Annotated in this window: 24 protein-coding genes and 1 pseudogene; 14 read left to right on the forward strand and 11 right to left on the reverse strand. The window is 71.9% G+C overall.

Annotation, left to right across the window (positions count from 1 at the left end; translation table 11 throughout):
* Nucleotides 1–69 precede the first annotated feature (69 nt).
* Nucleotides 70–984, forward strand: a complete 915-nt coding sequence (locus K4B79_RS07970; protein WP_232025593.1) for an SDR family oxidoreductase — start codon at nt 70–72, stop codon at nt 982–984.
* Here K4B79_RS07970 and K4B79_RS07975 read toward each other — a convergent pair.
* Complete coding sequence (locus K4B79_RS07975) at nt 975–1,523, reverse strand: hypothetical protein (RefSeq protein WP_232025594.1); 549 nt, start codon at nt 1,521–1,523, stop codon at nt 975–977. The genes K4B79_RS07970 and K4B79_RS07975 overlap by 10 nt on opposite strands.
* A 50-nt stretch (nt 1,524–1,573) precedes the next feature.
* Here K4B79_RS07975 and K4B79_RS07980 point away from each other — a divergent pair, with 50 nt between their 5' ends.
* Nucleotides 1,574–2,374, forward strand: coding sequence for an SDR family NAD(P)-dependent oxidoreductase (locus tag K4B79_RS07980; RefSeq protein ID WP_232025595.1), 801 nt, complete (start codon nt 1,574–1,576; stop codon nt 2,372–2,374).
* 21 nt (nt 2,375–2,395) lie between these two features.
* Here the strand turns inward: K4B79_RS07980 and K4B79_RS07985 are convergent, their stop codons facing one another.
* Nucleotides 2,396–3,292 carry a LysR family transcriptional regulator gene (locus K4B79_RS07985; protein ID WP_232025596.1) on the reverse strand — a complete coding sequence of 299 codons (897 nt, stop codon included), beginning with the start codon at nt 3,290–3,292 and terminating at the stop codon, nt 2,396–2,398.
* Between the two features lie 70 nt (nt 3,293–3,362).
* Here K4B79_RS07985 and K4B79_RS07990 point away from each other — a divergent pair, with 70 nt between their 5' ends.
* Nucleotides 3,363–3,995 carry a maleylpyruvate isomerase family mycothiol-dependent enzyme gene (locus K4B79_RS07990; protein ID WP_232025597.1) on the forward strand — a complete coding sequence of 211 codons (633 nt, stop codon included), beginning with the start codon at nt 3,363–3,365 and terminating at the stop codon, nt 3,993–3,995.
* A gap of 79 nt (nt 3,996–4,074) precedes the next feature.
* Complete coding sequence (locus tag K4B79_RS07995; RefSeq protein WP_232025598.1) at nt 4,075–4,770, forward strand: L,D-transpeptidase family protein; 696 nt, start codon at nt 4,075–4,077, stop codon at nt 4,768–4,770.
* 41 nt (nt 4,771–4,811) lie between these two features.
* Here the strand turns inward: K4B79_RS07995 and K4B79_RS08000 are convergent, their stop codons facing one another.
* From K4B79_RS08000 to K4B79_RS08015, 4 genes are read right to left on the reverse strand one after another with little or no spacing between them, the layout of a single operon-like run.
* The gene (locus tag K4B79_RS08000; RefSeq protein WP_232026222.1) at nt 4,812–6,014 is read right to left on the reverse strand and encodes a Gfo/Idh/MocA family protein; all 1,203 of its coding nucleotides are present in this window, start codon (nt 6,012–6,014) and stop codon (nt 4,812–4,814) included.
* 38 nt (nt 6,015–6,052) lie between these two features.
* Complete coding sequence (locus K4B79_RS08005; protein WP_232025599.1) at nt 6,053–7,396, reverse strand: ABC transporter substrate-binding protein; 1,344 nt, start codon at nt 7,394–7,396, stop codon at nt 6,053–6,055.
* A gap of 10 nt (nt 7,397–7,406) precedes the next feature.
* Nucleotides 7,407–8,327: a carbohydrate ABC transporter permease gene (locus K4B79_RS08010; RefSeq protein ID WP_232025600.1), complete on the reverse strand. Its 921-nt coding sequence runs from the start codon at nt 8,325–8,327 to the stop codon at nt 7,407–7,409.
* A gap of 15 nt (nt 8,328–8,342) precedes the next feature.
* Nucleotides 8,343–9,308 (reverse strand): carbohydrate ABC transporter permease, encoded by a 966-nt coding sequence (locus K4B79_RS08015; RefSeq protein WP_232025601.1) that lies wholly within the window; start codon nt 9,306–9,308, stop codon nt 8,343–8,345.
* Nucleotides 9,309–9,480: 172 nt separating this feature from the next.
* On the opposite strand from K4B79_RS08015, the gene K4B79_RS08020 reads away from it, so the two are divergent.
* The 3 genes from K4B79_RS08020 (at nt 9,481) to K4B79_RS08030 (ending at nt 11,811) form a co-directional block, all read left to right on the forward strand.
* Nucleotides 9,481–10,641: an ROK family transcriptional regulator gene (locus K4B79_RS08020; protein WP_232025602.1), complete on the forward strand. Its 1,161-nt coding sequence runs from the start codon at nt 9,481–9,483 to the stop codon at nt 10,639–10,641.
* A 100-nt stretch (nt 10,642–10,741) separates the two neighbouring features.
* A complete protein-coding gene (locus K4B79_RS08025; RefSeq protein WP_232025603.1) occupies nt 10,742–10,927 on the forward strand; it encodes a hypothetical protein in 186 nt (61 codons plus the stop codon).
* A 62-nt stretch (nt 10,928–10,989) separates the two neighbouring features.
* Nucleotides 10,990–11,811: a DMT family transporter gene (locus K4B79_RS08030; protein ID WP_232025604.1), complete on the forward strand. Its 822-nt coding sequence runs from the start codon at nt 10,990–10,992 to the stop codon at nt 11,809–11,811.
* A 110-nt stretch (nt 11,812–11,921) separates the two neighbouring features.
* On the opposite strand, the gene K4B79_RS08035 is transcribed toward K4B79_RS08030, so the two are convergent.
* A complete protein-coding gene (locus K4B79_RS08035) occupies nt 11,922–13,295 on the reverse strand; it encodes a S1 family peptidase (protein ID WP_232025605.1) in 1,374 nt (457 codons plus the stop codon).
* A 172-nt stretch (nt 13,296–13,467) separates the two neighbouring features.
* Here K4B79_RS08035 and K4B79_RS08040 point away from each other — a divergent pair, with 172 nt between their 5' ends.
* Complete coding sequence (locus tag K4B79_RS08040; protein ID WP_232025606.1) at nt 13,468–14,646, forward strand: MalY/PatB family protein; 1,179 nt, start codon at nt 13,468–13,470, stop codon at nt 14,644–14,646.
* 88 nt (nt 14,647–14,734) lie between these two features.
* Here K4B79_RS08040 and K4B79_RS08045 read toward each other — a convergent pair whose 3' ends face one another.
* On the reverse strand, nt 14,735–15,688 hold the full coding sequence (locus K4B79_RS08045) for a LysR family transcriptional regulator (protein ID WP_232025607.1): 954 nt from the start codon (nt 15,686–15,688) through the stop codon (nt 14,735–14,737).
* Between the two features lie 72 nt (nt 15,689–15,760).
* Here K4B79_RS08045 and K4B79_RS08050 point away from each other — a divergent pair.
* The 3 genes and pseudogenes from K4B79_RS08050 to K4B79_RS08060 all read left to right on the forward strand — a co-directional run.
* A pseudogene (locus tag K4B79_RS08050) lies at nt 15,761–16,144 on the forward strand (RidA family protein); the annotation flags it as partial.
* A gap of 48 nt (nt 16,145–16,192) precedes the next feature.
* Nucleotides 16,193–16,600 (forward strand): antibiotic biosynthesis monooxygenase family protein, encoded by a 408-nt coding sequence (locus K4B79_RS08055; protein ID WP_232026223.1) that lies wholly within the window; start codon nt 16,193–16,195, stop codon nt 16,598–16,600.
* 20 nt (nt 16,601–16,620) lie between these two features.
* Nucleotides 16,621–17,001, forward strand: a complete 381-nt coding sequence (locus tag K4B79_RS08060; RefSeq protein WP_232025608.1) for a PPOX class F420-dependent oxidoreductase — start codon at nt 16,621–16,623, stop codon at nt 16,999–17,001.
* A 126-nt stretch (nt 17,002–17,127) separates the two neighbouring features.
* Here K4B79_RS08060 and K4B79_RS08065 read toward each other — a convergent pair whose 3' ends face one another.
* Complete coding sequence (locus K4B79_RS08065; RefSeq protein WP_232026224.1) at nt 17,128–19,875, reverse strand: hypothetical protein; 2,748 nt, start codon at nt 19,873–19,875, stop codon at nt 17,128–17,130.
* Between the two features lie 237 nt (nt 19,876–20,112).
* On the opposite strand from K4B79_RS08065, the gene K4B79_RS08070 reads away from it, so the two are divergent.
* A complete protein-coding gene (locus K4B79_RS08070) occupies nt 20,113–21,477 on the forward strand; it encodes a Gfo/Idh/MocA family protein (protein WP_232025609.1) in 1,365 nt (454 codons plus the stop codon).
* A gap of 9 nt (nt 21,478–21,486) precedes the next feature.
* Here the strand turns inward: K4B79_RS08070 and K4B79_RS08075 are convergent, their stop codons facing one another.
* Both K4B79_RS08075 and K4B79_RS08080 read right to left on the reverse strand, forming a co-directional pair.
* Nucleotides 21,487–21,915: a Zn-ribbon domain-containing OB-fold protein gene (locus K4B79_RS08075; RefSeq protein WP_232026225.1), complete on the reverse strand. Its 429-nt coding sequence runs from the start codon at nt 21,913–21,915 to the stop codon at nt 21,487–21,489.
* 158 nt (nt 21,916–22,073) lie between these two features.
* Entirely contained in the window at nt 22,074–22,817 is a 744-nt protein-coding gene (locus tag K4B79_RS08080) for a TetR family transcriptional regulator (RefSeq protein WP_374208435.1), read from the reverse strand.
* 162 nt (nt 22,818–22,979) lie between these two features.
* Here K4B79_RS08080 and K4B79_RS08085 point away from each other — a divergent pair, with 162 nt between their 5' ends.
* Both K4B79_RS08085 and K4B79_RS08090 read left to right on the forward strand, forming a co-directional pair.
* Entirely contained in the window at nt 22,980–23,687 is a 708-nt protein-coding gene (locus K4B79_RS08085; RefSeq protein ID WP_232025610.1) for a peptidoglycan-binding domain-containing protein, read from the forward strand.
* 89 nt (nt 23,688–23,776) lie between these two features.
* On the forward strand, nt 23,777–24,268 hold the full coding sequence (locus K4B79_RS08090) for a flavin reductase family protein (RefSeq protein ID WP_232025611.1): 492 nt from the start codon (nt 23,777–23,779) through the stop codon (nt 24,266–24,268).
* The last annotated feature ends 250 nt before the right edge of the window (nt 24,269–24,518 follow it).

Here is a 24,518-nt window from a genome sequence, read left to right on the forward strand (position 1 = left end):
AACACGACAGAGGTTGTCCGGCTTTCCCGTCATGCTCGACACGACAACGGGCACAACGGAAGGCCGGACATGTCTCAACCGCTGAAGGACAAGGTCGCACTCGTCGCCGGGGCGACCCGGGGAGCCGGACGCGGCATCGCCGTGGAACTCGGGGCGGCGGGCGCCACCGTGTACGTCACCGGACGCACCACTCGGGCCCGCCGCTCCGAGTACGACCGTCCCGAGACCATCGAGGACACCGCCGACCTGGTCACCGAGGCCGGCGGCCACGGCATCGCCGTCCCCACGGACCACCTCGATTCCGCACAGGTACGCGCCCTCGTCGACCGCATCGCCGACGAGCGGGACCGTCTGGACGTCCTCGTGAACGACGTCTGGGGCGGTGAGCGGCTCTTCGAGTGGGACAGCCCGGTGTGGGAGCACGACCTCGACAACGGCTTGAAGCTGCTCCGGCTCGGCGTCGAGACCCACGCGATCACCAGCCACCACGCGCTGCCCCTGCTGCTGCGCCGTCCCGGCGGACTCGTGGTCGAGATGACCGACGGAACCGCCGAGTACAACGGCGCGAACTACCGCAACACCTTCTTCTACGACCTCGCCAAGACCTCCGTCCTGCGCATGGCCTTCGCCCTCGGCCACGAAGTCGGCCCACGCGGTGCCACCGCCGTCGCCCTCACCCCCGGCTGGCTGCGGTCGGAGATGATGCTCGACGGGTTCGGGGTGCGCGAGGACAACTGGCGCGACGCCACCGCCCGCATCCCGCACTTCGCGATCTCCGAGACACCCCGTTATGTGGGCCGGGCCGTCGCCGCCCTCGCCGCCGACCCCGACGTGGCCCGCTGGAACGGCCAGTCCCTCTCCAGCGGCGGCCTCGCCCAGGTGTACGGCTTCACCGACCTCGACGGCAGCCGCCCCGACGCCTGGCGCTACCTCGTCGAGGTGCAGGACGCGGGGAAACCGGCGGACACCACGGGCTATCGCTGAGGCGACACCGGGTTCGCCGCCGGGAGCGGCCGGCGTGCCGCATGGCCCGGCGGCAGGCCCAGATCGTCACGTACGGCCCGGTAGTAGCCGTCGCGCCCGGCGCGCTGCCGCTCCAGGAGAGCCTGCCAGGCCCGCGGATCCTGTGTCCCGTCACGCAGAAACTCCTCCATCGCCATCACCGTGACGACCCACTCCCGGGCCTTCTCCACCACCGCGGGGGCACCCAGCATGAGCAGCGCCTCCCCGCTCGGATCCCGGGCGACGGTCACCTCGGCCAGCAGCGGTGTCGCCTCCTCAAGCGACAGGGGGTGCGGATGCGGGTCGTTGCCGAGTTCGGCCGCGACCCGGTAGGCCAGCGTCACGGACTGCTTCACGGACCGCGCGTAGTCGGAGTACACCGTCAGCCGCCGCTCCTCCCAACGCGCCGCCTGCTCGCGCCGGAACCGCATCCGGTCGCCCCTCACGACCACCAGATACGAAGCGCACGCGCCGATCACGACACCGATCAGGGCGGGAAGTTGCTGAAGGAAGGCGGACATGACAGCACGGTAGCTGCCCGGTTGATCTCCCGGGCAGTACCGTCGCTCCCATGACGGACACCACACGCTTCGAGGGCCACGCGGTTCTCGTCACGGGCGCCGCACGGGGCATCGGCGCGGCCACCGCCCGGCGCTTCGCCGAGGAGGGGGCCCGGGTCCTGCTCACCGACGTGGACGCACCCGAGGCCGAGCGGACCGCGGCGCGGCTGCGAGGCCAGGGACTGACGGTCCTGGCTTCGGGATGCGACGTGGTTGACCGGGCGTCCGTCGAGGCGGCCGTGGCGCGGGCGGTCGACGCCTTCGGATCCCTCGACGTCCTAGTCAACAGCGCCGCCCGGTGCACCGCCGACGTCCCGCTCTTCGAGGACCAGTCCGACGAGGCCTGGGCGGGCGACCTGGACGTCACCCTGACCGGCCCCTACCGCTGCGCCCGCGCCGCCCTCCCGCACCTGGCGGCCTCCGGCCGGGGCGCCATCGTGAACATCGGCTCCGTCAACGGCCTCCAGTCCTTCGGCAACCACGCCTACAGCGCCGCCAAGGCCGGCCTCGGCTCCCTGACCCGCACCCTCGCCGGACACGCCGCCCCGCGCGGAGTGCGCGTCAACCTCGTGGCGCCGGGCACGGTCCGCACCTCGGCCTGGGAGGGCCGCGACGAGGACCTGGACGCGGTCCGCGGCCTCTATCCCCTCGGCCGCGTCGGCGAACCGGAGGACATCGCCGCGGCCGTCGCCTTCCTCGCCTCCCGCGACGCGGCCTGGATCACCGGGACCACGCTGACGGTCGACGGCGGCCTCACCACGATCAACACGGGCTTCCGAACAGCGCTTGACGGGCGGTACGGGGACGACTGAGCACCGGCCCGCCGCACGGGCCTACCGCGTCACCGCCTCCAGCAGCCGCACCAGCAGTGACCGCGCCGCGGGCCCCGTCGGGCCCTCCGTACGCCAGGCCAGCGCGACCCGGCCGCGCGCCCGGGGATCGTCGATGCGCAGGGTCGGCAGCCCGAACCCCGGGCCCGGTCCGGGGATCACGGCGACCCCGAGTCCCCGGGCCGCGAGACGGGTCAGCGCGTCAGGAGCCGCCGCCTCGAAGGCGATGCGCGGCCGGAACCCCGCCTCGGTGCACAACCGGTCGACCACCGCCCGCACCCCGGTCCCACGGACCAGGCTGATCAGCGGATACTCCGCGAGCGCGGCCACCGGAACCGCCCCGGCACCGCCGTACGCGGCGAACAGCGGATGCCCCTCGGCCGCGGCGGCCACCAACGGCTCGTCCACGAAAACCCGCATCGCCACGCCGGTCGGCGGCTCCTCGTCCTCGACGCCCACCACGGCGATGTCCAGCTCCCCGCGCCGCAGCGCCGTGAGCATCCGGTCGGAGGTGTCCTCGGTGAGGGTGATCTCCACCCGTGGATGGTCGTCGTGGAAGTCGGCCAACAGCCCCGGCACATCGGCCTCGTGGCGCAGCACGCCGGGGATCAGTCCGATCCCCACCCGGCCGCGCAGCAGCCCGGTGAACTCCGCCGCGGTCTGCCGCACCCCGTCCACGGCCGCCAGCGCGGCCCGCGCGAACGGCAGCACCGCCGCGCCCACCTCGGTGACCCGCACCGAGCGGCCCGAGCGGTCCAACAGGGGCTGCCCCAGCTCCCGTTCGAGCTGCCGGATCTGCGCGCTCACCCCCGGCTGCGCCAGATGCAGCCGCGCCGCGGCCCGCGTGAAACTCGCCTCCTCCACCACGGCGACGAAGTACTGCAACTGCCTCAACTCCATAACCGGACATGCTAGTTACCGGACGCCGTAGTTCTTGGACTTCTGCCCAGCAGGTCGCGAACCTGGAGCCATGGGAAGCGCAGCGCACGACCTCACCGCCGCCATCGCCGCCGAACGCACCGAGCTCGCCGACCTGTTCACCGGCCTGACCCCCGAGCAGTGGGAGGCCCCGACCCTGTGCGTGGGCTGGCGGGCCCGCGAGGTGGTGGCGCACATGTCGATGGGATTCCGGTACCCGACCGGGCGGGTGCTGTGGGAGTTCGCCAAGGCACGCGGCAGCCTCGACCGCACCACCGACCGGCTCGCCCGCCGCGACGCCGCCCACCACACCGACGCCCGGCTCGCGGGGTACCTGCGCGACCACGCCCGTCACCCGTGGCGACCGCCCGTCGGCGGCCTCGCCGCTGCGCTGGGCCACGACGTCGTCCACGGCCTGGACGTCACGGTCGCCCTCGGCGTCGACCGCCGCGTCCCCGAGGACCGGCTGCGGATCGTCCTCGGCACCGTCGCCCCGCGCACCCTGCGGTTCTTCGGCGCCGACCTGCACGGCGTCCGGCTGTGCGCCGAGGACCTCGACTGGTCCTTCGGCACGGGGGAGCCCCTGTACGGCGCGGCGCAGGACCTCCTCCTGATCGCCTACGGGCGGCGCCTGCCCGCCGGACGGTTGAACGGCGTCGATTGTCACCGTTTCGTCGCAGCGTGAAGGGTCCTACAACCGAATCCCCCGGGCACCGGTCTAGCTGGCAGAGAGATCGAAGGATTGCCTGAAGGGGGAAAGAACCATGGGGGACATGCGCAGACGGTCGGCCGTCGCACTCGGGATCACCGGACTGGTGGCTCCGCTCACGCTCGCGCTGGGCGCCACGCCCGCGGTGGCGGCGAGCTGCACCACGCAGACCGGGCCCTACCAGAAGCAGGTGGAGAAGTTCCTGGGCCGCCCGGTCGACGGCAAGCAGTCGGCCGCCGACTGCAAGGCCATCCAGGCCTTCCAGACCAAGCACGGCATCACACCGAACGCCGGTTACGCGGGATCCGTCACCTGGGGCGTGATGAACCTGATGAACAAGCAGAAGGCCGTGGGGAACAACCCCAACAAGGACGGCAAGTGCCCGGTGAACAAGGGCCGGATCGCCTGTGTGAACCTGACCCTCCAGCTCAGCTGGATCCAGGACGGCAAGAAGCTCGTCTACGGCCCCGTCCCGGTCCGCACCGGCCGCAACGGCTACGAGACCCGCACCGGCCTGAAGAAGATCTACTGGCGGAACATCGACCACGTCTCCAGCATCTACAACGTGCCGATGCCCTACGCCCAGTTCTTCGACGGCGGCCAGGCCTTCCACTCGGTCGGCGTCAGCATGTGGAACCCGCCCGGTTCGCACGGCTGCGTCAACATGACCAAGACCACCGCCAAGAAGTACTGGTCGCTGCTGAAGAACGGCGACGACGTCTTCGTGTACGGCCGCAAGCCGGGCACCTGACCCACACCAGAGGCACCCGGCTCGCGCCGACGACGGGACGCTCAGGCCCCCGGGGCATCCCCGAAGTCCGGAATCGCCAGCCGGGCCCCACCCTGCCGCGCCGACTCGTGCGCGATGACGCCCGGCAGGGTGTAGCGGGCCGCCACCCACGCGTTCACCGACGGCAGCGTGCGTGTGTTGACCGCGGTGACGAAGTCGTCCACCAGGAAGTGGTGGCTGCCCTCATGGCCGTTGTGGAGGTTGTCGAACTCCCTCGGCAGCCGCGCCCGGTCGTGCACCGGCGCCGACCCCGACGTGAAGGCGGCCCGCAGATCCGGCGCGATGTGCTGGAGCGAGGGGTCGTCGGGGGACAGCGTGGGCTTGGGCTCCAGCAGCTCGCTGATGTCCTTCACGCCCTTCTTGTCCTGCCACAGGGCCACCGTCGCCAGCTGCTCCATGCTCGCCTCCGTGCCGAAGAAGCGGAAACGGGACTCCCGGATGTGCGAGGGATAGCCGACCCGCCGGAACTCGTTCGTACGGAGCGATCCGCCGCCCGCCACCTCGAACAACGCGGTCGCGTTGGAGACGTCGTTGCCGAACCGGCTGACCTCCTTGTCGAACACCCCGTCCCCGCGGTCGTCGGTCACGCCGATCGCCGACACGCTCACCGCGTGCGTCTGCCAGGCGCCCAGCACCCCGCCCACCGAGTGCGTCGGGTACAGCAGCGGGGGATAGCTGGCGGTCTCCTTCCACTTCTCGCCGCCGCTGTACTGGTACGCCTCGTAGAACCCCAGGTCCATGTCGTGGACGTAGTCGCCCTCGGCGTAGAAGATCCGCCCGAAGGCGCCCTCGGCGATCTGGTTGCGGGCGTGCACGGTCGCCGGGTTGTACTGGCTGGTCTCACCCATCATGTACGTCAGCCCGGTCGCCCGGACCGTGTCGATGATCGCCGCTATCTCCTCGGTGGTGATCGCCATCGGCACCGCCGAGTACACGTGCTTGCCGGCGTTCAGCCCCTGGACGACCAGCGGCCCGTGCGTCCAGCGCTGGGTGAAGATCGCCACCGCGTCGACGGCCGGCGAGTCGAGCATCGCCTCGTACGACGGGAAGGTGCCGGCGAGACCCTGCGCGGCGGCGAGCTGCTCGGCCCTCTCGGGCAGCAGATCGGTGACGTACACGTCACCGACGCCGGGGTGGGCCTGGAACAGCGTGGCGAACTGGCCGGAGAACTGGCCGGCGCCGACGATGCCGAGCGAGAACGTCATGAAACGGGTGCCCTTCACTGGGAGAGTCACTGCGGTGGTCACTGGGAGAGGATGAGGTTGATCTGTTCGTTGGTCCGGTCGAGGCTGCTCACGGGTTTTCCGTTGCCGTAGATGTCCTCCATCGCGGGCGTCATGAGCGCCGTCATGTCCGCCGAGTAGCTGGCGATCGGGTACGAGAAGGTCCGGGCGTGCTTCTTGTCGGCCACCGGTTCGGTGAACGACGACACGTCGATGCCCTTCTTCTCGTACGCGGCGACGGCGGCCCGGGTCCCGGCCGGGGTGGCGGGGAAGACGACGCCGTAGCGGCCGACGACGGTCTGGCACTTGTCCGAGGCCAGGTAGGACACCCACTTGCGGGCGCCCGCCTTGTTCTTGGAGGCCTTGGTGATGGAGTCGGCGAGGCCGTTCATCATCGTGGCGCGCTTGCCGATCGGCCCGACGGGGGTGAGCGCGGACTTGATGTCCAGGCCCTTGAACCCCGCGTAGGTGGAGATCATCCAGGCGCCGTCCAGGGCGATGGCGGCCTTGCCCGCGGCGACCTGGGTGTTGGCCTGGTTGGACTGGATGTTGTAGTCGGACAGGGGTGGCATGTAGCCCTTCCTCGCCAGCCCGAAGTACCAGTCGACGACGGACTGGAAGGTCTTGCTGTCGTACTGGTACTTCGTGCCCCAGCGCGGCTTGTCCAGGTAGTTCCATCCGGCGGAGGCGGCGAAGTTGCTCCACTGCGTCTGGCCGTCGCCGAAGCCGCCGCCGTTGGTGGCCAGCCCGTACACCTTGACGTTGTTCCTGTCGAAGCCCGGCTCGTCGCCCCGCCTGCCCTTGGCGTCGACGGTGAGATGCGCGACGGCCTTCTCGAAGGTGCCGCCGTCCTCCGGGTTCCAGGACAGGCTGTTGAGCCGCTCCGCGGTGAGCCCGGCGTCCTTGGCCATCTTGGAGTTGTAGAACAGCGCGACCGTGTCCCAGTCCTTGGGAGCGCCGTACCGGTGGCCGTCCTGGCCGATCCAGTTGGCGGCGAGGCCCGGCTGGTAGTCGGAGTCCTTGATGCCGAGGTCGTCGAGGGGCTCCAGGACCTTCAGGTCGGCGAACTGGCCGAAGTTCTGGATGTGGTCGGTGAACACGTCCGGCTGGGTGCCCGCGATGAACCCGGCGGTGAGCTTGGTCCAGTAGTCGCTCCACCCCAACTGGGTGATCCTGACCTTCAGCCCGGGGTTCTCCCGCTCGAACCCCTTCGCGCAGGCCTGGTAGGCGGGCAGCTGGTTGGCGTCCCACAGCCAGTAGGTGACCGTGTTCGGGGAGGACCCGGCGGCGCCTCCCTGCGCGCAGCCGCTGACCAGGGACAGCGCCAGCGCTCCGGTCGCCGCGACGAGCGTACGAATCCGCATCACAGTCCCCTCACTTGATTCCGGTGAAGCCGATGGAGCTGACGATGCGGCGCGCGAAGCACGCGAACAGCACCAGCATGGGGAGCGCGGCGATCAGGGTCGCCGCCGAGAGCCCGGACCAGTCGACGCCGGTCGCCGGGGTCTGCGCCCGGAAGACCGCCAGCGCCACGGTCAGTACGCGGGAGCTGTCGCTGTAGGACACCATCAGCGGCCAGAAGTAGTCGTTCCAGGAGGTGATGTACGTCAGCACGGACAGCGTGATGATCGGCGTGGACGCCATGGGCAGGACCACCCGGAAGAAGATCTTGACCTTTCCGGCGCCGTCGAGCAGCGCCGCCTCCTCGACCTCGCGGGGGATGTTCATGAAGAACTGCCGCAGGAAGAAGACCGCGAACGGGGTCATGAACAGGCTGGGCAGCGCGATGCCCCACAGGGTGTCCACCAGGTGCAGTTGCTTGATGAGCACGAAGTTCGGCAGCAGGGTGAAGATCGTCGGCACCATCAGCCCGGCCAGGAACAGCCCGAACACCTTGTCCCGGCCGCGCCAGCGCAGGCGTGCGAAGGCGTAGGCGGCCATCGCGGAGAAGAAGATCTGACAGCCGGTGATCAGGGTCGAGACGAACACCGAGTTGAGCAGATAGCGCCAGAAGTCGAGCCCGCCTCCCGCGCCGCCCTGGGCGACGGCCTCCTCGGCGGACTGCATGCCGAGTGCCCGCTCGAAGCCGCCGGCGCCGACGTCGACCGGCAGCGGGTTGGCGGGGTCGGCGTTGAGCCCCGCGTTGGTGGACAGCGCGGTGCGCAGGATCCAGTAGAAGGGGAGCAGGGTGATGAGCACGATCAGGCCCATCACGGTCCAGGCGGCGACCCGGCCGGGGGAGAACCTGCGCCCGACCGGCCGTACTGCGGTCGTCGTCGTTGTCACGGCAGCCACGGTGAGCTCCTTCCGTCAGCCGAGGTCGGTGCGGCCGGCCCGGGTGAGCCGGTACTGCAGGATGGTGATCGCGCTCAGCACGACGAGCAGGGCGACGGACATCGCCGAGGCGTAGCCGAACTGGAAGCGGCCGAAGGCGGAGCCGTAGATGTAGTACTGGAGCACGTTGGTGGCGTTCGCCGGGCCGCCCGCGGTGGTCACCGCGACGGTGTCGAACACCTGGAACGAACCGATCACCGTCATGATCAGCACGACCGCGAGCACCGGCCTGAGCAGCGGCATCGTGATCCGCCAGAACATCCGCCACTCGCTCGCGCCGTCCACCCTGGCCGCCTCGTACATGTCGTTCGGGATCGCCTGGAGGCCGGCGAACAGCAGCAGCGCGGTGTAGCCGACGTGCCGCCAGACGTTGATCAGCGCGATGGTGGGGATCGCCCAGGTCTCGTCGGCGAGGAACGGGATGCGGTCCACGCCGACGGCGGCGAGGATCTCGTTGCCGATGCCGAGCTGGGTGTCGAGGATCCACAGCCACACCAGGCCGGCGACGACGTTCGACATCAGATACGGGGTGAGCACGATGCCCCGCAGCAGGGCCGACTGCGTCAGCCGCTGGAGCAGTACCGCGATCGCCAGCGCCGCCACGGTCTGCACGCCGATGTTGATGAGGACGTACTCGACGGTGACCGTCAGCGAGTCCCAGAAGATCGGGTCGTTGACCATGCGGACGTAGTTGTCCAGGCCCACCCACTCCGCGGGGGTGAGCAGGTTGAAGCGGGTGAAGCTCAGATAGATGCCCCGCAGCGTCGGCCAGAGCAGGAAGACCACGAAACCCAGCAGTGCCGGAGCGAGGAACACCGCGGCCAGACGGCCGTCGCCCTGGTTCTCACCCGCCCCGGCCCGCTGTGCGATCGTCTTGGGCGGCGCTCCCTCGGCGCCACCCAGGGGGAGGCGCGAAGGTGGACTGCTGGAGGCGATGGTCATCGGGAGACTCCCTCGTCTGCGGCGGCTCGTCCTCGTGGGCACTTACTTTTGAGGCGAAAGAATCCTGGCGTCAAGGGGCGTGCAAACATCTTTTCCAGGCCATCGGGTGGGCCCTAGAATGGTCACGTTGGTTTCACAGCAAAAGAAATCTTTGTCGAGAGGTCCGAACCTGATGACCCCAGGTGCCGCCAGCTGGCTGCCGCTGAGTCCGGGCGAACGCTCGGTGGCGATCGAGGTGCTCGTCCACGGCCCGCTCTCGCGCACCGAGATCGCCCGGCGACTGGACCTGTCGGCCGGCAGCCTCACCCGGCTGACCAAACCGCTGATCGAGTCCGGCCTGCTGGTCGAGGTCCCCGAGGCGGGCGCCCCGGCCGAGGCCCGCCAGGGGCGCCCCTCGCAGCCGCTCGACGTCGTCGCCGAGTCCCGCTCCTTCCTCGGCTTCAAGATCACCGAGGACATGGTCTACGGCGTCGTGACCACCCTCAGGAGCCACATCGTCGCCCGCCACGACCGGCCCCTGGCCGGCCACGACCCCGCCCTGGTCGCCGATCTGCTCGCCGAGATGACCGCCGACCTCGTCCGCGACCACCCCCGGCTCGCCGGGATCGGCATCGGGGTCGGCGGCCTGGTCCGGGACCGGTCGACGGTGGGGGAGTCGGCCTTCCTGCACTGGCGCGACGTGCCGCTCGCCGCGCTCGTCGAGGAGCGCACCGGACTGCCGGTGGTCGTCGAGAACGACGTCGCCGCGCTCGTCGAGGCCGAGACCTGGTTCGGCGCCGGTCGCGGCCTCGACCGCTTCGTCGTCCTCACCATCGGCGCCGGCATCGGCTACGGCCTGGTCCTGGGCGGCAGCCGGGTGCCCTACGCGGAGGAGGACCGCGGGTTCGGCCGCCACTGGATCCTGGACCCCAACGGGCCGCTCACCCCCGACGGGGAGCGCGGCAGCGCCATCTCGCTGCTCACCATCCCCAGCATCCGCTACCAGATCCAGGCCGCCACCGGCCGCGAGTACACCTACGAGGAGATCCTCGCCCTCGCCGCTGCCGAGGAGCCGCTGCCCGCCCGTGTCGTCGCCGAGTCCGCGCGTGCCCTCGGCATCCTGGTCGCCCAGATCTCCAACTTCGTCATGCCGCAGAAGATCCTGCTCGCCGGAGAAGGGGTCGGTCTGATGGAGGTGGCGGGCAAGGTGGTGGAGGACACCATCCGCTCCCACCGGCACCCGCTGGCCGCCCCGGTCGACCTGGAGACCAAGGTGTCCGACTTTCACGACTGGGCCCGCGGTGCCGCCGTCCTGGCGATCCAGGTGCTGGTCCTGGGCTCGGCGGACGCCTGAACTCGGTTCTCCCGGTGGACAGATGGACGTGATCAGCGACACGGTCCGAAATATCCTATTGGCTCGTGATTACTCACATCGCCTTCACGTCCGGAGTCGTATGCTTCACATCATGTCCACCACCGTTGAACCCACTACCGAACGATCGGCTGACGAGGTCAACGAGGAGATCCGGGCCCTGTGGCTCCGGTCGGGCGGGACACTGAACGGCGAGCAGCGCGAGGAGTACCGGCGCCTCGTCCTGGAGTGGGCCGCTTCGGCCCCCCAGCCGGCCGGCGCGGCCTGATCACCGCCCGGCCGAGGACCGCCCCAGGCATCAGTCCGTGATCCAGGGGCACCCCTGACCGGATGGGCCCCGTCCTCGCTCTGGCTTCCGCCGTCTGCTACGGCATCGTCGACTTCGCCGGCGGCCTGCTCTCCCGGCGCGCCCACCCCGCCGCCGTCACCTTCCTCGGCCAGCTCGGCGGCCTGCTGTTCGCCTGCGGCGCGGCCCTCCTCCTTCCCGCCGGCGGACCGCGCCCGGCGGACCTGCTGTGGGGCGCGCTGTCCGGCGTCGGCAGCGGCGCCGCCATGCACTTCCTCAACCGCGGGCTGAGTCGCGGCGCCATGAGCGTGGTCGTCCCCGTCAGCGCGGTCACCGGCGTCGCCCTGTCCGTGCTGTGCGGGGTCCTCCTCGGCGACCGCCCGACGCTCCTGGCCTGGATCGGCATCGCCGTCACGGTGCCCGCCCTGTGGTGCGTGGCCGGAGGCCGCGCGGGCCTCGGCGGTGAGACCGGGGACGGCCTGCTGGCCAGCGTCGGGGTCGCCGTCCAGTACATCGCGCTCGCCCAGGCCGACCCCGCGAGCGGGCTGTGGCCCGTCGCCGCCGGCCGCGTGGCCGCCGTCCTCGTGCTGCTGCCGGGCGCCGCACGTCACCCCGACCGCCTGCGCGTGCCGCCGCGACAGGGCCTCCAGGCCCTCCTGATCGGAGCGGGAGCCGCGCTCGGGCTCGTGCTGTATCTGCTCGCCGCCGGGCAGCAGTTGCTCGCCGTCGCCGTGGTGCTCGCCTCCCTCTACCCGGCCCTGCCGGTCCTCCTCGGGCTCGCCCTGCTCCACGAGCGGGTCGGCCGCAGACAGACGGCCGGCCTGCTCGGCGCGGCCGTCGCCACCGTCCTGCTCAGCCTCGGCTGACGGGACATCGGCCCCGGGGCCCGCACACCGGCAGGCCGCCGCCCCGTACGACGGTGAAGTCGGCGACGGCGGGGCGCGCGGGACACGAGACGCACCCGACGCCCCGGGCGTCAGCCCCAGGTCGCCGAGTAGTACCGCCGATAGGCCTTGCGGTCCTGCTCCGCGCGGATGAACCGCGTGGCCACCAGGGCCACCAGACTCCCCGCGATGACCAGCAGCCCAGGACCGACGTTCCTGGGGTCCGTGATCCGCGAGAGCAGGGCCTCACCTGCCTGCCCGCCCGCCACCGGACCCGACGCCCCGGGCTGGGCCGCACCGGGGGCGATCGCGCTCTGCGTGGCGGAGGCGGACGGCGCCGGCGAGGGCGTGCCGCCCGCACCGCCGGCCGCCGGTGCCGCCACGAGCAGCTTCACCTTCAGATCGGCCAGCGCCTTCGTCACCGGCTGGAAGAACGTCGTCCCGCCGCTCGCGCAGTCACCGCTGCCGCCCGAGGTCACCCCGAGCGCGATCCCCTCGGAGAACATCGGGCCACCGCTGTCCCCGGGCTCGGCGCACACGTTCGTCTCGATCAGCCCGGTGACGGTGCCCTCGGGATAGTTCACCGTCGCGTTGAGCGCCGTCACCTCGCCGTCGCGCAGCCCGCTCGTGCTGCCGCTGCGGAACACCCGCTGCCCGACCGTGGGATCGGCCGCACCCGTGATCTGCACACCCTTGCCGTCGCCGATGGCCACCACGGAGGCTCCCTCGCCGGCCGCACCGCCCGAGTACTCCACCAGGGAGTAGTCGTTGCCCGGGAAGCTCTGCGTGGTCGTGCTGCCCACCGGCTCCCGGCCCCCGCCGTCCGCGAACCACGCGGAACCGGTGGGTCCGCAGTGCCCGGCGGTGAGGATGAAGTCCTTGCGCCCGTCGGTCACGTTGAAGCCCGCCGAACAGCGGCCGGCGGTCGACAGGATCGGCTGCGCGCCGTTGATCCGGGTGGTGAAGGTGCCCTGGGCGCGCTCCATGCGGACGAAGCTGCCGATGCCGTGGGCGACGCGGGTCATCTTCGACCAGTTGTCGGCCGAGACGGTGCTGTCGGCGCGGACCACCACCTGGTTGGTCCGGTAGTCCATCGCCCACGCCGTCCCCGGCACCCGGGGCGCCGAACGCAGCGTCGCCGTCGCCGACTTCAGCTCGTTCATGCTGTGGGACACCATCTTCGGGGCGGCACCCGCCCGTTCGACCTCGGCGGCCGCCTCCTCGTCGGTGACCGCGACCACCGGCTTGCCGTCGTCACCGACCCAGGCGCCCGCCGTACGCGAGGCGCCCAGGCGTGTGACCAGGTCGGCGCCCGTGTCACCGGCCGTCTGCGCGTACGTCCGCGGTAAGGGGGCGGGGGTTTCGCTCGCCATCGCGCGCGTCACCATCGTCCCTCCCAGGAGGAGGCCGCCGACGGCCGCCAGCCGCGTCACTCGCCGGACGACCCGTCGTCGTGCGTGCCTCATGCATGGCTCCCGAACCCGAACTCTTGGTCAACACCGCCGAGCGCTCCCGTGGTTGAGCGCCCTCCTCCCATACGTGGGCGGGGCCCGAGGTGTTCACGGGACGGGCGATCTTTCCGGGTCCGCCGCGTTCCCCTGATTCCGGGGCGCACCGCGGCCGCCTATCTTGTGGCCCATGACCAGGATCCCGTACGACCCGTCCGGTGAACCGAATCCCCTGCGCGTCCTCACCCTCGACAGCCTCCGATGTCGTACGAGCATGAAATGGCGGACCTATCCCGAGGACGTGCTGCCGCTGTGGGTGGCCGAGATGGACGTGCCGCTCGCCGAACCCGTGCTCCGCGCGGTGACGGACGCACTGGTGCTCGGGGACACCGGCTACCCCGCCGGGACCGCCTACGCGGAGGCGCTCGCGGCCTTCGCGGAGAAACGGTGGGGCTGGGACGGGCTCGCGGTGGAGCGCACCGCGATCGTGCCGGACGTGATGCTCGGCGTGGTCGAGATGGTGAAGCTGGTCACCGGTCCCGGCGATCCGGTGGTCGTGAACCCGCCGGTGTATCCGCCGTTCTTCCATTTCCTGACGCACATGGACCGCCGGGTGGCCGAGGCCCCGCTCGGCGCGGACGGCCGGCTGGACCTCGACGTGCTGGAGGAGACCTTCCGGCGCTCCGTGGCGGGCGGAGGACGGGCCGCTTACCTGCTGTGCAGCCCCCACAACCCGACCGGCACCGTCCACACCGCCGCCGAACTGAGCGCCGTCGCCACGCTCGCCGACCGGTATGGGGTGCGGGTCGTCGCCGACGAGATCCACGCGCCGCTGGTCCTGCCCGGCGCGGACTTCGTGCCGTACCTGAGCGTGCCGGGCGGCGAGCGGGGCCTGTCGCTGATGTCGGCGTCCAAGGCCTGGAACCTCGCCGGGCTCAAGGCGGCGCTCGCCGTCGCGGGGTCCGAGGCCGCCGCCGATCTCGCCCGGATGCCCGAGGAGGTCGGCCACGGCCCGAGCCACGTCGGGGTCATCGCCCACACCGCGGCACTGCGCGAGGGCATTCCGTGGCTGGACGCCCTTCTGGCCGGCCTCGACGACAACCGGCGCCTCCTCGCCGCACTGCTGGCCGCCCGGCTGCCCGCGATCGCCCACCGTCCGCCCGAGGCCACCTACCTCGCCTGGCTCGACTGCCGCCCCCTCGGCCTCGGCGACGACCCCGCGGCCGTCTTCCTCCACGGCGGCCGCGTGGCCCTCAACCCCGGGCCCGACTTCGGCACCGGGGGAGCGGGGCACGTACGGCTGAACCTGGCGACCTCACCGGAGAACGTCGAGGAGGCGGTGCGACGGATGACGACGGCGCTCGACTGAGCCCCGCCGGGCCCGCGTCACCGCGGGCCCGGCCGGATCGAGCTCTCGCCGCCTGATCACGCCGGCCGAGCAAGGCGGCAGTCGGCTGTCAGGAGCGGCTGCCGGGAGCGGCTGCCGGCAGCCCGTCCGGCCGGTCGTGGCTGTCCGGCCGCTCGTGGCTGACGGTCGCCAGCAGGTGACCGACCAGCGGGTTCTGGTCGTTCTCGCGCCAGGCGACGGCGACGCGCGTGCGGGCGGTGTCCGGCGTGATCCTGCGGTAGGCGACGCCTTTGAGACGGATGCGCCGGATGCCCGCCGGGGCCAGCGAGACGCCCAGACCGGTTTCCACGAGGGCGCACACGGTCTGCCACTCCACCGCGTGCTGGGCGATCCGCGGGGTGAATCCCGCCGCGGTGCAGAGGCCGACGATCTGGTCGTGGAACCGAGGGCCGACGGCGCGGGGCAGCAGCACGAAGGGTGAGTCCGCCAACTGTGCGAGGTGCACGGTCCGTTGGGCGGCCAGCGGATGGGCGAGCGGCAGCACGGCCACGAACGGCTCGCTGAGAACCGTCCGGAAGCCGAGCTCCGGCTCGTCGGTGGGGGGTTCGCGCAGCAGGCCGACGTCGATGGTCCTGTCGTGCAGGGCGGCGATCTGCGGCGCGCTGGTCATCTCGTGGATGTCCAGATGAACGCCGGGGAACCGGTGCCGGAAGGTGCGCAGCAGACCGGGCAGAACGGTCAGCGCGAGGGAGGCGGCGAAGCCGATCCGCAGACGCCCGGTCCGGCCGCTGCCGACGGCTCGGGCCGCGGCCAGGCCGTCCGCGAGATCGGCGAGAGCCCGTCGCGCGGCGGGCAGCAGTTCCCGGCCCGCCGGGGTGAGCCCGACGCGTCCTGGTTCACGGCTGAACAGGGCGTGGCCGACCTTGCCCTCCAGGCGGCGGATCTGCTGGCTCAGCGGCGGCTGCGCGATGCCCAGGCGCGCGGCCGCGTGGCCGAAGTGGAGTTCTTCGGCGAGGACGACGAAGGCGTGCAGCTGCTGAAGGGGCAGTTCGGGACGCTCCATACGCCTAGAGATATCAGGTCATGCCTCACGCTGTATTAGACGTATCACCGCTGGCCGCTTAGCGTTCCGCGCATGACAGAGCGACGTGCGATCCTCGGCGGCTCGACCTTCGAGGAGCAGATCGGCTACGCCCGTGCCGTGGTCGACGGCGACCAGGTGCATGTGTCCGGGACGACCGGGTTCGACCCCACCACCATGACGATCTCCGACGACGTGGTGGAACAGGCCGAGCAGTGCCTGCGCACCATCGAGGGCGCGCTGGCCGAGGCGGGGTGCGCCTTCGCGGATGTGGTGCGGGTGCGCTACCTGCTGCCCGACCGCGAGGACTTCGAGCGCTGCCGGCCGGTGCTGCGCCGTTGCTTCGGTGAGGTTCGGCCGGCCGCGTCGATGCTCGTGTGCGGTCTCGCCGATCCCCGTATGAAGATCGAGATCGAGGTGTACGCACGGCGGCCGACACAGGACGGGCCCCGGGGCGATGGACGGACCCTGCCCCACAGCGGCGCGGTGAGCGATCACCCCGAAGCACCTGTCATGCCGGTCGCGGCCCATGAACCCCCTTACTACGTCGCTGTCTTCACCACCGTGCGAACCCAGGACCAGGACGCCTACAGCGAGACCAACGCCCGCCTGGAAGACCTGGTGCGGGAGCTCCCCGGATACCTGGGGATGGACCACGCGCAGACCCCCGGCGGACTCGGTATCACCGTCAGCTACTTCCGGGACGCCGACGCCCTCACACGGTGGCGGACCGACGCCGAGCACCGCGCGGCGCAACAGCGCGGGCGGGCCGAGTGGTACGAGAGCTACACGCTGCACGTGGCGAAGGTGGAGCGGAGCCACGGGTTCACGCGGGCGGCGGATTCGCAGGGCACCGGCACTGGTGGCGCGCGGCCCCGGCAAGGCGTTCGGTGAGGCCGCCTAGACTTCCCGGCATGGACGACACCCCGCTGGAGCGGCTCGGCGCCGGCAGGTACTTGCTGGTGACCAGTTATCGGAAGAACGGCACCCCGGTCGCCACCCCGGTGTGGGTGGTCCGTGACGGGGACGCGCTCGGTGTCTGGTCGGCCGCCGACGCCTGGAAGGTCAAGCGCATCCGGGCGCGCGGCGACGTCCTGGTGGGGCCCTGCGATCTGCGCGGCAACCCGACCGGCGAGCAGGTGCCCGCGACCGCCGAGATCACCGACGCGGAGACCACCGCCCGGTATCGCAAGCTCCTCGCCCGCAAGTACGGCCTCGTCGGCCGTCTCACCCTCCTCGGCAGCCGACTGCGCCGGGGCCTGGACGGCACGGTCGGGATCCGCGTGACGCTCTGACCCAGGAGGGACGCGCGACCACGAAATCCCGACCACGAAAACTCGACCACGAAATCCCGACCACGAAACTCAGCCACGAAAAAGGGGGCCCGGGCCGTACGGCCCGGGCCCCCTCGTGGGTGATGGTTACGACGCGTCCAGCACCGTGCCGGTCTGTACGGGATGGCCGGGCAGCGGCTCGCCCTCGTCGTCGGTCAGTGCCAGACGTACCGACTCGGTCGGCTCGGCCACCTGGTCACCGATGGTCGGTATCTCGATGTCGACGCTGGTGCTCCCGGCCGGGACGGTGGCCCACAGCCACAGGTCCGCCGCGGACAGGGTGCGCTCCGGATCGGCCGCCTCACCGGAGACGTCCAGGAGCCACTGCGGGTCCACGTCCTTGGTGGACAGTTCGGCGCCCTCGGTGACGGGCATGATCCGGATCGGCTTCCAGAGGTCCACCGCGGCGGGCTCGGACAGCGACATCCGCCAGGTCAGCTTGGCACCTTCGGCCACGCGGTCCGCGACCGGCGCCAGGGTGACCGCCGGCTCGGGGTCGTCGTTGCGCACGGTGACCCCGCCCGCGTAGGCGCCGACGACCGCGTTGCGTACCGCCTTCACGGCGATGGTGTGCCACACGTCGTCGCCGAAGACGGTGTCCCCCTTCACCTGGACCGGTACGTCGATGGCGTTGGCGCCGGGCCGTACCGTCACCAGCCGGTCGGTCTCCTTGCCGGTGACCGGGTCGACGACGTACAGGCGTACCTGGCCCTTGCCCTGCCCCGAGACCTGGACCGGGACCCGGTAGGTGCGGGTGCCAGAGTCGCCCTCGTCGACGGTGAGACGGCCGATGTCGACGCGGGGCAGCGTGGCCGCGCTCACGGCCGGGGTGCCGGGGGCAAAGCCCCAGGCGTCCATCAGCCAGGCCTTCCCGGACGTCGAACGCGGGGTCAGCTCAAGGGACTTGACGTGCCGCAGGTCAAGCCCGGCCCGGGTGGCCGCGCTCAGCGGGACGCGGACCTCACGGGCCCAGTAGGAGGAGGTGCGGTTGCTGCCCGGCAGGCCGTCCACCGTGACCCGGCCCAGGGTGGCCCGGCGGCCCGAGGCGTCGGTGACGGCGACGTCGAGCTTGGTGCCGGTGGTGTTCGGCGGCACGAAGACGCGCAGCGCCAGATCCTTGGAACCGGCGAGGGAGAGCGGCTTGGCGGGGGTGACGCGCGCGGGGGTGCCCGGCGCGGACCAGCCCAGGGCGACCGCACGCCGGCCCGTCTCGCGCTGCGTCACCCATGAGGCGAAGTGCGGCGAGGCACCGTCCGTGTCGGGTGTCAGGCAGGCGGCGGCCGGGTCGGGGTCGATCGCCGAGCACAGCTTGGCGCCGGTCACCTTCATCGGGCCGTCCGGCAGGAAGCCGCCGCCCCGGCGCGCACCGACCGCGTGGGTCAGGACGCGGGCCGGGTCGGCGGACGGGGCCCGCTTGCCCGAGCCGTCGAGCAGGGGACGCACCCGGTCGTCACCGGCGACGAACAGCCGGGCCGCGGCGGCGATGTAGGTGGCGCCGGCCTGGTGCTGCTGGTCGGCGGTCAGCCGGGTCGCGGTGCCCGTGGAGCACACCGGGTCCCGCTCCTCCTCGTCCTCCCAGAAGTCGTCCCAGGAGGGCGCCTCGGACTGGCCCGGGGTCCACTCGCTGTTGAAGTAGTTGTGGTTGGCGCCGACCATGTACACGGCGCTGTGCAGGGCGGTGCCCTTGCTCACCGAGCGCGTGCCGTCGACGAACACCTCGCCCTGGAGGTCGGAGACGTCGCCGTCGCAGCCCGGCAGGATCGTCATCGACGGCACGTCCGCGACCGGATTCTGGCCGAAGATCGTCGGTCCGATCAGCACGTTCCCGCGGATCTTCCAGCGGACCGGGCCCCGGTAGCCGTCCTGGGCGGCGGGCGGCGGAGCGAGGCTGTCCATCGCCGCCCGGTTCACGCCCTCGCCACCGCGCGAGTGACCGACGAGCAGGACCCGGGAGAGGTCCGCCTTCGGCGCCTTGCGCACGGCGGCCGGGGCCTTCGCCGGGTGGGCGGACCAGTCGGCCCAGCGGGCCAGGTGTTGGCGCACCAGCGAGGAGCGCGCCTGGGCGCCGGCGTCGTCGAGGTCGCCGTCCTGGCCGTTGACACCGTTGGCGGAGATCGACACCGTCACATAGCCCTGGGAGGCCAGCAGTTGCTGGTCGCGCAGATAGCCCCGGTGGCTGGGGATCTCCTTCATGCCGGCCGCACAGGGCCAGTCGATGCTGATGTCCTCCTCCGCGCCCGGCTTGTAGCAGGTGGGGTGACGCCCGTGCAGGAAGAGCGCGAGGGGGCGCTTGCCGGTGGCGCCCTTCGGGGCCACCACCTCGCCGCGCATCTCCACCGGCTCGGCGAGACCGGGCAGCCGTATGGAGGCGAGTTCGTACTCGCCCCTGACCGTGCGGTACGAGCCGGGCTTGCCGGGGTCGACGGTGTTGGCCGGCAGCTGGGCCGACGGGCGCACGGCGCGCGGGTTCCGCTGGCCGGACGTGTCGTCCGCGGCGTCCAGCCGGCGGCCGGCGGCCTGTGCCTGAAGGTCGGTCAGCTCGGCCGGGGCGGCCTCGTCGAGGGGGAGGCGGAAGGTCCGTCCGTCCTTCCCCTGGTCCGGCACGCCGAGCAGCTTGCCGCCGGCATGGAACTCCACGCGCGCGTCCCCCATGCCCACGCGCTTCGGGGCACGCCAGACCAGCTCGCGCGCGGTGCCCTCGCCGCTGATCCGCCAACCCGGCGGAAGCTCCTCGCCGGCCGGTGCGGCACTCAACGGCTGTGCCGGTCTTGGTGGTTGGGCCTGTGCCAGTCCGGGCGAGCCCGCCAGGGCCGCCAGCACCGCCACGGCGGTCACAGATATGCGCCGGGTACTACGGGTCAATGGTCCTCTCCTCTAACCCCCGAGCGTGGGCGCCCCGTTCGTCCCGGGAGCCTCACGTGTCACAAGGGACGGTGGAAGACCGTCTGTGGGTTGTCTGTGATCGGAAAATGATCGAGGTCGACCGATGTGATCAAGCCAGTGGAAGGCGCTCCCGGCGCGCTCCCGGCGAGAGGGGGCGTAGTCGGCCGCGCGGCGGGGGAAGCGCTCTCCATGAGCCGAAGCACCCGCCGCGCGGCCGTGGTCGGCACCGGCCACCGCGCCCAGCTGTTCACCCGGGCCCTGGCCGAACGCCCCGGCCACCTCGTCGCCGCCCTCTGCGATCCCAGCCCGGCCCGGATGGCCTTCCACAACGCACTGCTGGCCGCGGCCGGCGAACCCGCCGCCACCCGGTGGGAACCCGACCGCTTCACCGACATGCTCGCCAAGGAGGCCATCGACGAGGTCGTCGTCACCACCGTCGACGCCGAGCACGACCGCTACATCGTCCCCGCGCTGAAGGCCGGCTGCCGGGTCGTCACCGAGAAGCCCATGACCGTCGACGCGCACCGCTGCGCCAGCATCCTGGACACCGTCCGTGACACCGGCAACTCCCTGACCGTCGCCTTCAACTACCGCTTCAACCCCACCCACGAGAAGGTCCGCGCCCTGCTCGCCGAGGGCGCCATCGGCGAGGTGCTCTCCGTCCACTTCGAGTGGCTGCTCGACGTCCGGCACGGCGCGGACTACTTCCGCCGCTGGCACCGGGAGAAGCGCCACAGCGGCGGCCTCATGGTGCACAAGTCGAGCCACCACTTCGACCTGGTCGACTGGTGGCTCGCCGACGAGCCCGAGGAGGTCTTCGGCTACGGCCGGCTCGCCTTCTACGGCCGTGAGGCGGGCGAACGCCACGGACTGCGCCGGGACTACGACCGCGCCCACGGCGCCGCCCCGGCCGCCGACGACCCCTTCGCCCTGGACCTGGCGGCCGACGACACCCTGCGCGCCCTCTACCTGGACGCCGAACCGGACAACGGCTACGTCCGCGACCGCAACGTCTTCGACGGTCCCGTCACCATCGAGGACGACATGGCCGTCCTGGTCCGCTACGCCCGGGGGGCGACGATGACGTACCACCTCACCGCCTACTCCCCCTGGGAGGGCTACCGGGTGATGTTCAACGGCAGCGCGGGACGCCTGGAACTGGAGGTGGAGGAGAGCCGCTGGCAGCCCCCGCGCAGCCGGATGAGCTCCGCCACCGGCGCGGTGCACGGGGACACCGCCGCCGAGCACGCGGGCGGGGCGCGGCTCACCCTCCGCCCGCTGTGGCGGCCTCCGGCCGAGGTGCCGCTCACGACCACGCACGAGGCGCACGGCGGCGGCGACCCGCGCATGCTCGACGCGCTGTTCGGGCCGGTGGAGGCCGGTGTGTCCGGTGAGCTCGGGGAGCCGACCGATGCGGGCGCCGGTACCCACCCGACGGCCACCGAACGCGACGGGGCCCTCGCGCTCGCCGTGGGCCTCGCCGCCAACCGGTGCTTCGAGACGGGCGAGCCGGTACGGATCCGGGATCTGGTGCCCGGGGTGTGGCGCCGGTAGGGGCGGGGGTCAGCTCCAGGCGCGGTAGGGCTCGTCGAGCAGCTGGAAGACCGGCTCGCCGCGCACCGGGTCCTGCGCGGTGGACAGCCGTACCCGGTCCCCGCTGTGGATGCCGACGGGCGGGCCCATGACCCGGCCCCGCACCACGAAGCCCTCGGCCATCTCGATCAGTGACACATTGCGCGCGGCGGGGGTGTTGCGGTGCACCACCGTGGAGTGGCGGACCGTCCCGGCACCCTCGCTGCGCTCCGTCCGCAGGTCGCTGCCCTGGCACACCGGACACAGCAGCCGGTGGTACATGGCGGTGCCGCACCAGTTGCAGCGCTGGAAGAGGATGGCCTCGCTGTCGGCGCTCCGGGGAGCCGGGGGCCTGGGGTCGAGGAGGCCCGCCGCGGAGCCGACGGTCTGAGGGGCGACGTTTCCTGAGGGGTGATACACGCTGGTCAACTCCCTGCGCTCGGCCGGAAATCCCACGTGCCGGATGACCGTGCACGCACGTGCCCGGTTCACCGTGCCACCGTGCACGCCCTCAGCGTATGGCACTGAGTGCCACTCGTAAAGGCACTGCGTACCCCTTGATGGTTCTCCTGTCGGTGTCAGTCACGCCCCAGCGTGGTCTCGATCTCCTGGACGACCCGCCACAGCGGCGCCCCGCGCCGGGACACGACCACCACCACGTCCTCGGGCTCCTCGCCGACGACGGGGGCAGGACCGGCGCCGAAGGCGGACTGCACATACCCCAGGGCGTGGTCCACCGTGGCGCTCGCCTCGCCCCGGCCGTCCGAACGCAGCCAGGAACGCAGCGCGTTGTTGTGCGCCGCGACCACGGCGGCCGCGATCACGTCGGCCTGGAGGGTCCCGTCACGCCGGCCCGCGAACCGCGCCCGCAGATACTCGGCGAGTGCGCGCTCGTAGCGCCACACCACCGACAGCTCGTAGGCCCGCAGCCCGGGCACCTGCTTGGTCAGGCGGTAGCGCTGCACCGAGAACGTCGGGTTCTCCGCGTACATCCGCAGCACCAGCCGGGCCGCGTCGCAGACCCGCGCCACGGGCTCCTCCGTGCCCTCGCCGGAGGCCAGGAACGCCGTCATGTCGGCCAGGCACCGTTCGTGGTCGGGGAAGACCACGTCCTCCTTGGAGGGGAAGTAGCGGAAGAACGACCGCCGTCCGACGCCGGCGAGGCCGACGATGTCGTCGACGGTGGTCTGCTCGTACCCCCGCTCCAGGAACAGCCGGAAGGCGGCCGCGACGAGCGCGTCCCGCATGGGCGGCTTCCCGGCCGCGGCCTCCGCCGTCTCGTCCTTCTCGGCGCGGCGGGCCGCCGCCCTGCTGGAGCTCATGGACGCGAACGTAGCACCCGGCCGGTACCGATGGCACTCAGTGCTGCCGTACGAGGGTACTGAGTGTCGAGCGTCGGCCGGTGAACTCCTGGCGCGGTAGCCGCGTATCACTTCCCGGGGAAGGCCGGAGGTCCCTGTGGAAGGGGACGGAGGGAGTGCAGCATGCCGATACCGCCCGACCGGGGAACAGCTCACGACGATCCGCCTCTCGAACCCGTCCGTGTGCTGCGCCACCGCAACACCGACGCCCTCGCCGAGCTGATGAGGGAGTACCAGCGGGACAACGGCGTCTACGAGACGGTGCCCCTGCCCGCGCCGCGGCCCGGGATCGAGCCGGCGACGGAGGAACTGCCGCGGGTCGCCGGCGGGCGCCCGGCCCCGCCCGGCGACCGTGGCCGGGTACCGGGCCCGCGCCGAACCGTCGTCGTGGCGGCCGTGACCGCCGCGGCCGTGATCGGCTTCGGCTGCGCCCTCTTCCTGCCCGGCCGGAGCGCCGACACCGCGGCACCGGCCCCCTCGGCGCCCCAGGACACGTCCGCGCCGCAGGACACGTCCGCACCCCCGTCCGTCCCCCCTGCCGCGTCCGCCGCGCCCACCCCGACCGTCTCCTCGGGTACCGACCCGGACGGCGCCGGCACGCTCCGCGAGGGAGCCAACGGTCCCGAGGTCAGCGACCTCCAGCAGCGTCTGCTGCGTATCCCGAATGTCTACGACAACGGCCCCACCAGCGGCAGCTACGACGCCGTCCTGACCGAGGCGGTGGCCCGTTTCCAGCTCTGGTACGGCATCCGCGGCGACGAGACCGGCGTGTACGGCGACGACACCCGGCAGGCCCTGGAGTCCCGGACCGGCGGGGTGGGCGGGGGATGACCGCGGGCGTCGTCCCTCCCGCACGGATGGCATCCAGGTCTGTGCCGTGATGAGCTGAGCCACGGAACCCCAAGAGGAGCGGAGCGAGCATGGCGGGCATGGACGCGTTCCTCGGCCGGCTGAACCCCGACATGTGCGTGGTGACGGCCGCGGCCGACGGCGAACGGGCGGGCTGTCTGGTCGGCTTCGCCTCCCAGTGCTCCATCCGGCCACCGCGGTTCGTGGTGTGGCTGTCCAAGGTGAATCACACCTACCGGGTGGCGCGCTCCGCCCGGTTCCTCGCCGTGCATCTGCTCACCCCCGAACAGCACGAGCTGGCCGAGCTGTTCGGCTCGCGCACCGGTGACCGGACGGACAAGTTCGCCCACGTCCGCTGGCGGGAGGACCAGGACGGGGCGGTCGTCCTGGCGGACGCGGCGGCCTGGTTCGTCGGCGGGGTCGTGCTGCGCGCCGACGGGGGCGACCACGTCGGCTTCGTCCTGGACCCGGTCGCCGCCGGCGAGGGCGAGCGGCCGGGCAAAGGCCCGCTGCTGCGGCTCGACGACGCCGTCGCCATCCCTCCCGGTCACCCCGTGGACTGAACACCCGCCCCAGGGCTCGAACACCGGGCAACGCGTCGGGAAAGTGACGGCGCCGGCGGATCGCCGGACGTCACCATGGGCAGCCCTTGTCCGAGGGCTCGTCCGTCCCGAACCGAAGGCCACGCCGATGAGCGGCTCCCGCATTCCGGGCCTGGTGCTGCCCGCCGTATTCCTGCTGGCTCTGGTCGTGGGCGTGGTCTGGTACTGGAGACACCGCGGGGACGACTGAGCGCCGGGCGACCCCACGGGC

This window comes from Streptomyces lincolnensis, from assembly GCF_021173675.1.
In the GTDB taxonomy this organism is placed as follows: domain Bacteria; phylum Actinomycetota; class Actinomycetes; order Streptomycetales; family Streptomycetaceae; genus Streptomyces; species Streptomyces lincolnensis_B.

Excerpts from the sequence above, each read along its gene's own strand:
- K4B79_RS07970 (WP_232025593.1), top strand. The coding sequence starts at position 70 with ATGTCTCAACCGCTGAAGGACAAGGTCGCACTCGTCGCCGGGGCGACC.
- K4B79_RS07975 (WP_232025594.1), bottom strand. The coding sequence starts at position 1,523 with ATGTCCGCCTTCCTTCAGCAACTTCCCGCCCTGATCGGTGTCGTGATC.
- K4B79_RS07980 (WP_232025595.1), top strand. The coding sequence starts at position 1,574 with ATGACGGACACCACACGCTTCGAGGGCCACGCGGTTCTCGTCACGGGC.
- K4B79_RS07985 (WP_232025596.1), bottom strand. The coding sequence starts at position 3,292 with ATGGAGTTGAGGCAGTTGCAGTACTTCGTCGCCGTGGTGGAGGAGGCG.
- K4B79_RS07990 (WP_232025597.1), top strand. The coding sequence starts at position 3,363 with ATGGGAAGCGCAGCGCACGACCTCACCGCCGCCATCGCCGCCGAACGC.
- K4B79_RS07995 (WP_232025598.1), top strand. The coding sequence starts at position 4,075 with ATGGGGGACATGCGCAGACGGTCGGCCGTCGCACTCGGGATCACCGGA.
- K4B79_RS08000 (WP_232026222.1), bottom strand. The coding sequence starts at position 6,014 with ATGACGTTCTCGCTCGGCATCGTCGGCGCCGGCCAGTTCTCCGGCCAG.
- K4B79_RS08005 (WP_232025599.1), bottom strand. The coding sequence starts at position 7,396 with ATGCGGATTCGTACGCTCGTCGCGGCGACCGGAGCGCTGGCGCTGTCC.
- K4B79_RS08015 (WP_232025601.1), bottom strand. The coding sequence starts at position 9,308 with ATGACCATCGCCTCCAGCAGTCCACCTTCGCGCCTCCCCCTGGGTGGC.
- K4B79_RS08020 (WP_232025602.1), top strand. The coding sequence starts at position 9,481 with ATGACCCCAGGTGCCGCCAGCTGGCTGCCGCTGAGTCCGGGCGAACGC.
- K4B79_RS08025 (WP_232025603.1), top strand. The coding sequence starts at position 10,742 with ATGCTTCACATCATGTCCACCACCGTTGAACCCACTACCGAACGATCG.
- K4B79_RS08030 (WP_232025604.1), top strand. The coding sequence starts at position 10,990 with ATGGGCCCCGTCCTCGCTCTGGCTTCCGCCGTCTGCTACGGCATCGTC.
- K4B79_RS08035 (WP_232025605.1), bottom strand. The coding sequence starts at position 13,295 with ATGAGGCACGCACGACGACGGGTCGTCCGGCGAGTGACGCGGCTGGCG.
- K4B79_RS08040 (WP_232025606.1), top strand. The coding sequence starts at position 13,468 with ATGACCAGGATCCCGTACGACCCGTCCGGTGAACCGAATCCCCTGCGC.
- K4B79_RS08045 (WP_232025607.1), bottom strand. The coding sequence starts at position 15,688 with ATGGAGCGTCCCGAACTGCCCCTTCAGCAGCTGCACGCCTTCGTCGTC.
- K4B79_RS08060 (WP_232025608.1), top strand. The coding sequence starts at position 16,621 with ATGGACGACACCCCGCTGGAGCGGCTCGGCGCCGGCAGGTACTTGCTG.
- K4B79_RS08070 (WP_232025609.1), top strand. The coding sequence starts at position 20,113 with ATGAGCCGAAGCACCCGCCGCGCGGCCGTGGTCGGCACCGGCCACCGC.
- K4B79_RS08080 (WP_374208435.1), bottom strand. The coding sequence starts at position 22,817 with ATGAGCTCCAGCAGGGCGGCGGCCCGCCGCGCCGAGAAGGACGAGACG.
- K4B79_RS08085 (WP_232025610.1), top strand. The coding sequence starts at position 22,980 with ATGCCGATACCGCCCGACCGGGGAACAGCTCACGACGATCCGCCTCTC.
- K4B79_RS08090 (WP_232025611.1), top strand. The coding sequence starts at position 23,777 with ATGGCGGGCATGGACGCGTTCCTCGGCCGGCTGAACCCCGACATGTGC.